The sequence below is a fragment of the Luteibacter sp. SVR4-7G genome, from assembly GCF_056755555.1.
In genome coordinates, this window is sequence record NZ_JBPGXO010000070.1 from 1 (window position 1) to 11,904 (window position 11,904).

Genomic DNA, 11,904 nt, shown 5'->3' on the forward strand with positions numbered 1-11,904 from the left:
AGATGTGTATAAGAGACAGCATGGAGCGTGGGAAGCGCGCTGGTGCGCGGAGGGATAACGGCGGGGGCCGTTCGCGCGCCAGCGCGCTTCCCACAGCAAACGGCGATCATCCTTTGCACAGGATGTCGGATGAGACACAGGTGGCGTCGAGGGCGCCGGTGAGGGCCATCGAGACGCTCAATTCCTTGCGGATGAGTTCGATGGCCTGGGTGACGCCGGCTTCGCCGTTGGCGCCCAGGCCGTAAAGGAAGGCCTTGCCGATGAGGCCGGCGCGTGCGCCGAGGGCAAGGGCCTTGAGCAGGTCCTGGCCGCTGGTGATGCCACTGTCGAACAGGACCTCGGTGCCCCCGGCTACGGCCTCGACGATGGAGGGCAGCACGTCGATGCTCGCCGGCGCGCCGTCGAGTTGCCGGCCGCCATGGTTGGATACGACGATGGCGTCCACGCCATGCGCCACGGCCAGTTTCGCGTCTTCGGGATCGAGGATGCCTTTGACGATGAGCTTCCCGGGCCACAGCTCGCGAATCCACGCGAGGTCGTCCCAGGTGATGGTCGGATCGAACTGGGCGGCGATCCATTGCGCGAGGGTGGTCAGGCTATCGGCGCCCTTGATGTGCCCGTCGAGGTTGCCGAAGGAACGGCTCGGCGCGCGCCATACGTTCCACACCCAGCGCGGCTTGCTGGCGATGTCGAACAGGTTGCGCAAGGTGAGCTTCGGGGGCACCGACAGGCCGTTCTTGATTTCGCGATGCCGCTGCCCCTGTACGGTGAGGTCGGCAGTGAGCATCAGGGCGGAACATTCGGCGGCACGCGCACGCTGGATGAGTTCGCGGGTAAACCCGCGATCGCGCATCACGTACACCTGGAACCAGAACGGCGTTCCGGTGGCCGCGCGCACTTGCTCGATCGAACAGATCGACACCGTGCTGAGGCAGAAGGGGATGCCCGCCTTCGCCGCGGCGCGCGCGCCGTGGATCTCGCCGCTGCCGTGCTGGAGGCCCGCCATCCCGGTGGGCGCGATCGCCAGCGGCATGCTCAGGGGCTGGCCGAGCACCGTCGTGGCCAGCGAGCGATGGTCTACGTTGCGCATCACCCGCTGACGGAAGCGCAGGCGTTCGAAGGCGCGGCGGTTCTCGCGCAGCGTCACTTCGTCGTACGAGCCGCGGTCAGCGTATTCGAAGAACGCGCGCGGCACGCGGCGGCGCGCGAGTTCGCGCAGGTCGGCGATGTTCGTGACCGGCGCGGCCATCGCGTCAGCTGCCTGTCGCCAGGGCGACGCCCTGCCAGACGATGCCGTCGGGATACAGGTGGTCGCGAATCGACGCAGGAAGCATCTGTGCGGAGAAGCCCGGCGCCGTTGGCACCATGTAGCGGCCCTTCACGATGCGCACCGGATCGACGAAGTGTTCGTGCAGGTGGTCGACGAACTCGATGGCGCGATCTTCCTTCTTGCCCGTGATCGCGACGAAGTCGGCCATGGCGAGATGCTGCACCAGCTCGCACAGGCCCACGCCCCCTGCATGCGGGAACACGCGGACGCCGAAGTGCGCGGCGAGCAGGAGGATGGCGAGGTTCTCGTTCACCCCGCCCACGCGGGCGGCGTCGATTTGGATGAGGTCCACGGCGCCGGCCTGGAACAGCTGCTTGAACAGCACGCGATTCTGGCCATGCTCGCCGGTAGATATGGGCGTAGGCGCCACCGCCTGGCGGATGGCCGCGTGACCGAGCACGTCGTCGGGACTGGTCGGCTCCTCTACCCATGCCAGGCCGACGCTCTCCAGCGGCTTCAGCCACTCGATGGCGCTACCCACATCCCACCGCTGGTTGGCGTCCACGGCGATGGCGACGTCCGGCCCCACGGTGGCACGGGCGAGCCGGCAACGGCGGATGTCGTCTTCCAGACGCAGGCCCACCTTGAGCTTGATCGTACGGAAGCCATCATCGACGGCCTGGCGCGCGAGGCGTTGCATCTTTTCGTCGGTATAACCGAGCCAGCCGGGCGACGTGGTGTAGGCCGGATAGCCTTCCGCCTCCAGTTGCGCGATGCGCAGCTTCTTGTGCGGCTCCGCCGCCCGCAGGATTTCCAGCGCGCGGTGAGGCGTGAGCGCGTCGGTGAGGTAGCGGAAATCGATCTGGTCGACGATCTGCTCCGGCGTCATGTCGGCGATGAACCGCCACAACGGTTTTCCCGCACGCCGCGAAGCAAGGTCCCATGCCGCGTTGATCACGGCACCGATGGCCATGTGCATCACGCCCTTTTCGGGACCAAGCCAGCGCAGCTGCGAATCGCCGTTGAGTTCGCGGGCAAAGTCGCCCAGGTGCTCGACGATGTCCTCGACGCGGCGGCCGATCACCATCGGCTCCAGTGCGGCCAGCGCGGCGGTCTGCACGTCGTTGCCCCGTCCGATGGTGAACACGAGTCCATAGCCGGCCAGGCCGTCGGGGCTGTCCGTGCGCATCACCACATAGGCCGCGGAATAGTCCGGGTCTGGATTCATTGCATCGGACCCATCGTGGTCCAGCGAGGTGGGGAAGCGGACGTCGAACGTATCCAGCGCCGTGATCGTCACCATGCGTTTCGATCTCCATAGGCCACGACATCCTGCCGTTGCCTGCCGAGCCCTGCGATGCCCAGTTCGATCACGTCGCCCGGTTTGAGGTAGGTAGGCGGCTTCAGCCCGAGGCCCACGCCGGCGGGCGTGCCGGTGCTGATGACGTCACCCGGCATCAGCGTCATGTAGCGGCTGATGTAGCTCACCAGTTGGGCCACGCCGAATATCATCGTGCGCGTGTTGCCATTCTGGTAGCGGTGTCCGTTTACCTCGAGCCAGAGGGACAGATTCTGCGGGTCGGGGACCTCATCGCGGGTGACCAGCCAGGGGCCGATGGGGCCGAAGGTGTCGCAACTCTTGCCCTTCACCCACTGGCCGCCGTGTTCCAGCTGGAACGCACGCTCGGAGAGGTCGTTGATGACGGCGTACCCGGCCACGTGTTCCAGGGCCTGTTCCACCGGTACATGGCGGGTCACTTCACCGATGATCACGCCCAGTTCCACTTCCCAGTCGGTTTTCACCGAATCGCGCGGAATCACCACGGTGTCGTTCGGGCCGCCTATGGCGGTGGTGGCCTTCATGAAGAGCACCGGTTGCTCGGGGACCGGCGCCCCGGTTTCGGCCGCGTGGTCGGCGTAGTTCATGCCGACGCAGAGCATCTTGCCGATGCCGGCCACCGGTGCGCCGAAACGCGGGTTTCCTTCCACGAGGGGGAGCGTGGCGGGATCGATGGCGGCGAGGCGGCGCAGACCCTCGTTACCGATGACGTCGCCGGCGAGGTCGGACACGACCCCGGAAAGATCACGCAGGCGGCCTTCGCCGTCGATGAGGCCGGGTTTCTCGTGACCGGGTGTGCCGTAGCGGGCGAGTTTCATCGCAGTGCCTCCTTAGTTCGACCAGCCGCCGTCAACGACGTGGACGGTGCCGGTGGTAAACGACGATTCGTCGGAGGCCAGGTAGAGGGCCAGCGCGGCGATTTCGCGCGGGTCGCCTAGGCGGCCCATGGGCTGGCGCTCGGTGAAACCGCGCCATACGGCCTCTTCGTCGCCGCCGAGGGCGCGGACGCGGTCGGCGAGCGATGGCGTCTTCACCGTGCCGGGGCAGATGGCGTTGCAACGCACGCCCCGCGCCACGTAGTCCGCGGCGATGGAACGGGTGAGGCCGATCACGGCGGCCTTCGTGGTGCCGTAGGCGAAGCGGTTCGGAACACCCTTGATGCTGGAGGCCACCGAGGACATGTTCACGATACTGCCGGCGGCGCGCTCGAGCATGCCGGGCAGCACCGCCCGGCAGGTATGGAACATGCTGTCCACGTTGATGGCGAACGAGCGGCGCCAGCTTGCGTCGTCGGTGTCCAAGATGGTGCCCGCGTGGACGTAGCCGGCGCAATTGAACAGGACGTCGATGACCCCGGCTTCGGCGACAAGCGACGCGATCGCCGCCGGATCGGTCACGTCGAGCGTACGGACCGTGATCGATCGGTGTTCCGCGCTGAGGGAAGCGAGGGCGGCGGCATCGATGTCGGTCGCCAGTACGGCCGCGCCTTCCGCTGCGAACGCCAGCGCGGTGGCGCGCCCGATACCGGCACCGGCCGCGGTGACCAGGGCGCGCTTGCCGGCGAGACGGCCGGCATGGGAGGGTGACGTCATGACGGATTCCTCGAGTAAACGGTAAGCGCGTTGCCACCGAACACGGCAGCCTCGGCATCGGGTGCGTGGCGCAGGACGAAGTCGCGCGCGCAGGCCTTCCACGCGTCGTAGGTGGCGTGCGTGGTGAGCACGGGCCAGTCGCTGCCCCAGATCAGGCGGTCGGCGCCGAAGGTTTCGAACAGGTGGGCGACATAGGGCTCGAGCGCACGCGGGCCCGCGCCGGCATCGGCGAGCGTCAGCAGGCCGGAGAACTTGCAGTACACGTCCGGCATCTGCGCGAGCCGGGCGATCGAGGTGGCCCATGCGGCGAAGCCGCCGCCGGCGATGTCCGGCTTCGCGGCGTGGTCGATCACCGTATGCAGCCCCGGGTGCCTCGCCAGGCGATCGGAAAGCACCCGCAGGTGACGCTCGTCGACCAGCGCATCGAACACGAGGCCGCGGTCGCGCACGTGCTCGAACGCGATGTCCAGCGCCGGGGAGGCCAGCCACTGCGTATCCGCCATGTCTTGCACCATCGGCCGGATGCCGCAGAGCAGGCCGCCGCCGTCGGCGACGAGCCAGTCCAGGCGCGACGCGACGTCGATGGCTTCCATGTCCACCCAGCCGACCACGCCCAGGATGCCGGGATACTTGCGTGCCAGGGCGAAGAGGAAACGCGTCTCGCGCTCGTCCGGCGCGGCCTGCACGAGGATGCAGGGATCCGTGTCGTCTGCCAGGTCTCCAGGCAGGAAAGCGCGGCGCAGCGGCACAGGGGCGCCGGCGAGCCAGCCATAATGGAGCCGGGACGGATCCCAGTAATGGCGATGGGCGTCCACGATCATGGCGTAGGTACCGTGGGATCGATCAGGCCTTCCGAGCGCAGCGCGGTCCAGGTGGCGGCGGGTACGGTGGCACGCTGCCGATGCAGAGCGGCGTCCACTTCGGCTGCGGACCGCAGTCCGCAAACGACAGCGGCTACGGCCGGATGGGCGAGGGGGAACTGCAACGCCGCCGCGCCGACGTCGGCACCGGTGCGGCGGCAGACGTCGTAGTACCGCTGCGCACGGGCGCGGACTTCCGCCGAGGCCGGTGCGTAGTTGTACGTATCGCCCGGACCGTCCGCGGCACCCAGCAGCCCCGAGTTGTACGGTCCCGCCACGAGCACCGACACGCCATTCGCCGCCGCCCGCTCCATGACGGCCTTGCTCGCGTCCTGCTCGAACAATGTGTAACGCCCTGCGAGCATGAGGACGTCCAGCGGAAAGCGCGGCATCACCTCGAGGCAGACGGCTTCCTCGTTCACGCCGATGCCGATGGCGCCGACGAGGCCTTCCTCGCGCATCCTCGCCATCTCCGGCAGCGCCTCGTCCAGCGCCTGCGCCAGCACCTGCGGATGACGGTCGCCATGGGTGAGTGCGCCGATGTCGTGCAGGAAAAGGATGTCGACATGGTCGACGCCAAGGCGGCCAAGGCTCGCTTCGAGGCTGCGTCGAACGCCGGCACGGCTGTAGTCGAAACGTGCAACGCGCCCGTCGACAGCGAAGCCGTCGTCCCGGCCACGGTGGCCTTCGGCGTCTTCGATGACCCGGCCGACCTTCGTGGACAACGAATAGCTCTCCCGCGGCACCCCCGAAAGAGCCTTACCGATCCGCGTTTCGCTGAGGCCGAAGCCGTAGTAGGGCGCCGTATCGACGTGCCGTATGCCGCCTTCCCAGGCATGGCGAATGGCGTTCTCCGCCTCCCTGTCATCGACCGCGCTGTAGAGGTTGCCCACCGGTGCGCCGCCGAACGCCAGCGGCGAGAGCGGCCGGGGCCCTCGCCCGTGCGGCGCGGCTGGTTTCTGGCCGGTGTTCGGCAACGACATCGAGGCTCCCCAGGCACTGAACAGATATGGATATTACGTTTATAGGTGAACTTGTCCAGCGCCAAGAAGAGGTTTTTCGCCATGTTGCATTGCAACTTGTACAGGTCGGAACATATCTGAATACTCAGTTCGCCAGTGAACGGGTGCCGGAAACGCGCACCCGGACAGGGTGGACGGGTCGGCGAGGGGTCGACCGCCGTCCCTGCACGGATCGCCTAGTAGCAAAGTGCCCCGCGCCGCCGCCAGCGGCGTGGTTTTCATACATGCCAAGCATGCGCCGCCCTGCCGGGGACGAGCGTGTGCATCCGGAACGAAAGGTTTGGGGAGACCATCCATGACGATCAGCAAGACCTTGCTGTGCGCGAGCATCCTGTATGCGCTCGCCGCGGTAGCCCAGGCGCAGGACGCGGCACCCGCCCAGGCGGATCAACCGAAAACAGCGCAGCAGAAGGCTGCCGAAAAGCAGGCCCAGCAGCTTCAGGAGGTCACCGTCACCGGTTACCGCGGCAGCCTCGAGAAGGCCATCGACATCAAGCGCAACGCCAATGCCGTCGTAGACGCGATCAGCGCGACCGACATCGGCAAGTTCCCCGATACCAATGCCGCGGAATCCCTCTCCCATCTCCCGGGCATCACCGTCGATCGGCAGTTCGGCGAAGGCGAGAAGATCAGCGTCAACGGCACCGACGCCGCGCTGAACCGCGTGCTGCTGAACGGGCAGACCATCGCCTCCGGCGACTGGGGCGGCAACCCCACCGACACAAGCGGACGTACGTTCAACTATTCGCTGCTCTCACCCGAGATCATCGGCAACATGGAGGTCTACAAGTCGCCCGAGGCCCGCATCGACGAGGGCAGCATCGGCGGCACGGTGATCATCCATACGCGCAAACCGCTGGACCTTCCCGCGAATACCCTGCGCGGCTCGCTCGGCTACAACTACAACGACCGCTCGCAGGAAGGCAATCCGCGCGGCTCAGCGTTGTGGAGCTGGAAGAACGCCGATAGCACGTTCGGCTTCCTGACCAGCGTCACCCACGACAAGGAAGACCTGTCGCGCGCAGGCATCGAATTCTTTGGATACACCACAGGCGCGAACATCACCGGCAATCCCAACGTCACCGGCGATCCCAACTACGCCAACGCGAAGATCCCGGTCGGCATCAACAGCGCGTACTTCCAGCAGGAGCGCGAGCGCAATGGCATCCAGTCCGCCCTGCAGTGGCGTCCGGACGAAAAGAACGAGTTCAACCTGACCGGGTTGTACGTCAAGGGCAAGTACAACAACTTCAGCGAGTCGCGCTATGTCTGCCCGGGCTGTGGCGACCTCAACAAGCTGACCGACATCAACGTCAACAATGGCTACATCACCTCGGGCACGGTCTCGTCCACCACCGGCAATGGCCAGCCTTACGCCGAGCTGGACGCGAACTACCGCAAGACCGAGGTCTCCACCAAGAGCATCAACCTGCGCCACGACTTCAACGGCGACGCCTGGGTATTCACCAGCCAGGTGGGTTATACCGGCGCCAGCGGCGGCAAGGACCCCGAGTACCTCATGAAGTACCTGCTGCAGAACGGCGGGTACAACTTCGGTTACGACGGCCGCAATACGAGCGTGAACTACCAGAACGGATCGGCTGCCAACTGGGGCCTGCCGGGTTCGCCGGCCGGTTCGCCGCCAGGCGACACGTCCCTGCCGGGCCAGAACCAGGCGGGCGGCATCTACTACGAGACCACGAAGGACCGCGAGCGCTATGCGCAGTTCGATGCCTCGCGCGACCTGGACTGGGGCCCGATCAAGCAGATCCAGATGGGGGTGAAGTACACCAACCACTTCAACGGCACGAACTCGCGCGGCAACCGCATCAACACCACCGATCCGGTGTCGCTGCTGGACTTCGATCCGGGCAGCACCCCGGGCGGTCTGTTCGACGGCCTGCATGCCAGCGGCGACCTCACCGACTGGCCGACGGCAAGCAAGGGCGCCGTCGTTTCCTATCTGAACGGGCAGCCGCAAGGTCCGTACACGCTGAACTACCCGGCGATGTTCGGCGTGGCGGAAGTCACCAAGGACGCCTACCTGCAGGTGAACTACGAGTCCGGCAAGTGGCGCGGCAACGTGGGCGTGCGCTATGTGGATACGAAGGACACGTCGACCTATTACGTAAGCAGCGACACTATTCCCGGCACGTATAACCGCACGACCTCCACCACGCACTATTACAAGCCGCTGCCTACGTTCAATCTCGCCTACGACCTGGACGAGGACAAAGTGCTGCGCATGTCCATCGCCAAGGTCATCGCGCGTCCGCGCTACGGCGACCTGGCCGGCGCCACGTCGCTCAGCGGTGCGAGCACGGGCAACTTCACGGCCAGCGCGGGCAATCCGGACCTGAAGCCCTACCAGTCCACCAATTTCGACGCTTCCGCGGAATGGTACTTCGCACCGGCCAGCCTGCTGTCGCTCGAAGGCTTCGTACGCAAGATCGACAGCTACATCGTCACCACGACATCGGAGCGTTCGATCACCGACCCGACCACCGGCCAGACGAACCTGTACTCGGTGACCTCGCCGGTGAACGCATCGAACGCAAAGGTGTCCGGCCTTTCGCTGATCTACCAGCAGGATATCGGCCTCGGCTTCGGCATCCAGACCAACTACACCTACAGCAAGGCCACCACCCAGACCAATGCGGCGGGCGATAAGCTCAATCTCCCGTACCTTTCCAAGAACACCATCAACATCATCCCGTATTACGAGCACGGCCCCTGGTCGGCCCGCATCAACTACAGCCGCCGTTCGCCGTACTTCACCCAGGTAGGACGCCTGAACTCGAACGTGTTCGCGGATGCGTACAAGGAACTGGACCTCAGCGCCTCGTACCAGATCACGCCATGGGCCGGCATCACCCTAAGCGCCACCAACCTGCTGGATTCCACGTATTACCAGTACGCGGACATCAAGTACGCGCCCATCGGTGAGTACAAGAGCGGCCGCACGTACTCGATGACGTTGAACTTCAAGCTGTAAGCTTTGCGCGCGACCGGCGGTGTGTCCCTCCCTGTGGCACCGCCGGTCTTTTTTCATGAAAGGAGTGATTCATGCTGCGACGACTGGGCTTCCTCGCGATCGCGCTGCTGCTCGGTGGCAATGCATATGCCGGTGAGGCGACGGCGCCTACCGCCGGCAAGCTGACGCCGGAGCAGCAGGACCTGGCCTGGCAAAAGGCTGCGGCGAAATTCGCTCCCGAGCGCAGGGCGATCCTCGAACACGTGCGCGGGAGCGCGGCGAATGGACCCTTCCGGCCCGACTGGGCATCGCTGAAGGGCTACCGCTCCCCCACCTGGTATGACGATGCCAAGTTCGGCATCTTCATCCACTGGGGCGTCTATTCGGTGCCGGCCTTCGGCAGCGAGTGGTATTCGCGCAACATGTACAAGCAGGGCACGAAGGAGTTTGCCCATCACGTGGCGACCTACGGGCCGCAGTCGCGCTTCGGGTACAAGGACTTCGTGCCGATGTTCAAGGCGGAGCATTTCGACCCCGCTGCGTGGGCCGCGCTGTTCCGCGAGGCGGGCGCGAGGTACGTGGTGCCGGTGGCAGAACACCATGACGGCTTCGCCATGTACGACTCGAAGCTGTCGGACTGGACGGCGGTCAAGAAAGGCCCCGGGCGGGACATCATCGGCCAGCTGGCGACGGCGGTGCGCGGGCAGGGCATGCACTTCGGCCTCTCGTCGCATCGCGCGGAACACGACTGGTTCTTCGACGGTGGCCGGCACTTCGATTCCGACGTGAACGATCCGGCCAATGCGGAGCTGTACGGGCCGGCGGTGGATCATCTCAGCGTGCATGACGAGAACCTGGCCGACGACTGGACCCATGTCTCGCAAGCCTGGCTCGACGACTGGCTGGCGCGCACGACGGAGCTGATCGACGATTACCATCCGGACCTGATCTATTTCGACTGGTGGATCGGGCACCCGACCTTCCGCAACACGTTGCCGACCCTGCTTTCGTACTACTACAACGACGGCGCCAAGCGCGACGGCGTGGTGGTGAACTACAAGCTTGGCGATCTTCCCGAAGGCGCTGGCACCCTGGATATCGAGCGCGGCCAGCTTACCGGTATCCACGAAACCCACTGGCAGACCGATACCTCGATCAGCAACGACTCCTGGGGTTACGTCGAGCACGATACCTACAAGGCGCCCACTTTCATCATCCACCTGCTCGCCGACGTGGTCAGCAAGAACGGCAACCTGATGCTCAATATCGGGCCTCGCGCCGATGGCACCATCCCACAGGGAGCGCAGGATACGCTGCACAGCATCGGTCACTGGCTGAAGACCAACGGCGAGGCCATCTACGGCAGTAAGCCGTGGCGCGTCTATGGCGAAGGCCCGACCGAAGTGGTCGGCGGTACGTTCCAGGACACCAAGACCAAGCCGTATACGGCCAGGGATTTCCGCTTCACCACCGCCAACGGCAAGCTCTATGCGATCGAACTGGGCTGGCCCGCCAAGGGGGCGGCCACCGTGCAGTCGATCAAGCCCGCCGACAAGGTGACGCGCGTGGAGCTGCTCGCGGATGGCAGCAACGTGCCGTTCTCCCAGGATGCCGCCGGCCTGCACCTGCGCCTTCCCCTCCAGCCCGTCGGCAGCGATGCATATGTCTTCCGCATCACGCTGGCGACGACGAACCCCACCAAGGTCCCCCGATGAAACGACGGATACTCCCGCTGCTGGCCTGCCTGCTCTGGTTGCCGCTGGCCGCCTTCGCCAAGGCGCCGGTCGCGCTGTTCTACATGATGAACACGCAGAAATCGATCGCCTCGCTCGAGGCCCACGTCGACAAGATCGACCTGCTCGTGCCTACCTGGTATGGCGTGGACGAGCACGGTCTGGTGTCCGGCGGCCCCAACGATTACGTCCTCGACCTGGCGAAGAAGCATCGGCTTCCGGTAATGCCGATCATCTCGGCGGGCGGCGACCGGGCGAAGTTCCACACGCTGCTCGGCGACGAGACGGCCAAGAAGCACATGATCGATTCGATGATCGACGAGGCGAGGGAGCACGGCTATACCGGCTTCCAGTTCGACTTCGAGAACATCGCCTGGACGGATCGCGCTGCCCTCACGCTGTTGACCAGGCAGACCTACGAGGCCCTGCACAAGCATGGTCTGCAGCTCACCATGGCGGTGGTCCCCAATGCGCCTGGCCATGCAGGGCAGGGTGCCTTCGGCAAGTGGATGTGGGAATACTGGCGTGGCGCTTACGATCTGAAGGAACTGGCCAAGGTGCTCGACCTGGTCTGCCTCATGACCTACGACCAGCACACGCGCTGGACCACGCCGGGTCCGGTCGCAGGCATGCCCTGGGTGATGGAACATCTCCAGTACGCGCTGAAGGTGGTGCCGAAGGAGAAGCTGTCGCTGGGCATCGGCCTGTACGGTTACCACTGGTTCGCGGGTAACCCGGTGGGTGAGGACGGCAAGGAAAAGTCGAACATCATGGGAGCGTACATCGACGCCGACGAGTCCTTCCCGCTGGCGAAGCAGTTCCACGCCACGATGCAGTGGGATCCGGTGGAGCACGAGTCCTGGTTCTGGTTCTATCGCGACCAGATGCGCGAATGGGTGTTCCTGCCGGACGCCCGGGCCTTCCGCGACCGTTATGAAGTAACGAAACAGTATGGCTTGCAGGGGTTCTGCGCCTGGGTGCTGGGCGCCGAAGATCCGAAGATCTGGGACGAGCTGCCAGACGCGGTGCGCTAAACCCCGTGTAGGAGCGTGCGCAGCGCGCGACAGCTTTTTGCGCCAGCCCCCAAGCTGGCGCGCCAGCTCCAAGTCACGGC

General features: G+C 65.5%; 9 protein-coding genes. 3 read left to right on the plus strand and 6 right to left on the minus strand.

Annotated elements, in window-relative coordinates:
- Positions 1 to 106: 106 nt before the first annotated feature.
- From ACR9ZH_RS17790 to ACR9ZH_RS17815, 6 genes are read right to left on the minus strand one after another with little or no spacing between them, the layout of a single operon-like run.
- On the minus strand, positions 107 to 1,249 hold the full coding sequence (locus ACR9ZH_RS17790) for an alpha-hydroxy acid oxidase (protein WP_481292096.1): 1,143 nt from the start codon (positions 1,247 to 1,249) through the stop codon (positions 107 to 109).
- Positions 1,250 to 1,253: 4 nt separating this feature from the next.
- Positions 1,254 to 2,573 (minus strand): enolase C-terminal domain-like protein, encoded by a 1,320-nt coding sequence (locus ACR9ZH_RS17795; protein WP_481292097.1) that lies wholly within the window; start codon positions 2,571 to 2,573, stop codon positions 1,254 to 1,256.
- A complete protein-coding gene (locus ACR9ZH_RS17800; protein ID WP_481292098.1) occupies positions 2,567 to 3,427 on the minus strand; it encodes a fumarylacetoacetate hydrolase family protein in 861 nt (286 codons plus the stop codon). Before ACR9ZH_RS17800 ends, ACR9ZH_RS17795 begins: the two co-directional genes overlap by 7 nt.
- A gap of 12 nt (positions 3,428 to 3,439) precedes the next feature.
- A complete protein-coding gene (locus tag ACR9ZH_RS17805) occupies positions 3,440 to 4,201 on the minus strand; it encodes an SDR family oxidoreductase (protein ID WP_481292099.1) in 762 nt (253 codons plus the stop codon).
- Positions 4,198 to 5,022 carry an amidohydrolase family protein gene (locus ACR9ZH_RS17810; RefSeq protein WP_481292100.1) on the minus strand — a complete coding sequence of 275 codons (825 nt, stop codon included), beginning with the start codon at positions 5,020 to 5,022 and terminating at the stop codon, positions 4,198 to 4,200. Before ACR9ZH_RS17810 ends, ACR9ZH_RS17805 begins: the two co-directional genes overlap by 4 nt.
- The gene (locus ACR9ZH_RS17815) at positions 5,019 to 6,044 is read right to left on the minus strand and encodes an aldo/keto reductase (protein ID WP_481292101.1); all 1,026 of its coding nucleotides are present in this window, start codon (positions 6,042 to 6,044) and stop codon (positions 5,019 to 5,021) included. Before ACR9ZH_RS17815 ends, ACR9ZH_RS17810 begins: the two co-directional genes overlap by 4 nt.
- A gap of 334 nt (positions 6,045 to 6,378) precedes the next feature.
- Here ACR9ZH_RS17815 and ACR9ZH_RS17820 point away from each other — a divergent pair, with 334 nt between their 5' ends.
- From ACR9ZH_RS17820 to ACR9ZH_RS17830, 3 genes are all read left to right on the plus strand, one after another.
- Entirely contained in the window at positions 6,379 to 9,078 is a 2,700-nt protein-coding gene (locus ACR9ZH_RS17820) for a TonB-dependent receptor (RefSeq protein WP_481292102.1), read from the plus strand.
- A gap of 71 nt (positions 9,079 to 9,149) precedes the next feature.
- Positions 9,150 to 10,772, plus strand: coding sequence for an alpha-L-fucosidase (locus ACR9ZH_RS17825; RefSeq protein ID WP_481292103.1), 1,623 nt, complete (start codon positions 9,150 to 9,152; stop codon positions 10,770 to 10,772).
- Positions 10,769 to 11,824, plus strand: coding sequence for a glycosyl hydrolase family 18 protein (locus tag ACR9ZH_RS17830; RefSeq protein WP_481292104.1), 1,056 nt, complete (start codon positions 10,769 to 10,771; stop codon positions 11,822 to 11,824). Before ACR9ZH_RS17825 ends, ACR9ZH_RS17830 begins: the two co-directional genes overlap by 4 nt.
- Positions 11,825 to 11,904 lie beyond the last annotated feature (80 nt).